This is a genomic window from Salinicola socius (genome assembly GCF_001937195.1).
GTDB classification, from domain to species: Bacteria; Pseudomonadota; Gammaproteobacteria; order Pseudomonadales; family Halomonadaceae; genus Salinicola; species Salinicola socius.
Genome location: NZ_MSDO01000140.1, coordinates 1 through 258 on the forward strand (window position 1 = coordinate 1; position 258 = coordinate 258).

The window sequence follows — 258 nt, forward strand, 5'->3', positions numbered from 1 at the left end:
TATGTGCGCCGTTCTGAACGCACCGGCACAGCCGTTACGAGAAGAGCGAAAATGCGGAGGGGTGTCCGAGTGGTCGAAGGAGCACGCCTGGAAAGTGTGTAAGTCGCAAGGCTTCGAGGGTTCGAATCCCTCCCCCTCCGCCACCGAATTGAAAAGAACCGGCTCTCAGCAGCCGGTTTTTTCATGCCTGGAATGATGTTCAAAGGGAGGAAGGAAAATCCGCCGTTGCAAACGGGTTCCAGCAACGACGCCAACGCC

General features: G+C 57.0%; 1 tRNA gene. It reads left to right on the forward strand.

Features of this window, described 5'->3' with window-relative positions:
* Window positions 1–55: 55 nt before the first annotated feature.
* A tRNA-Ser gene (locus tag BTW07_RS19255) sits at window positions 56–143 on the forward strand.
* The last annotated feature ends 115 nt before the right edge of the window (window positions 144–258 follow it).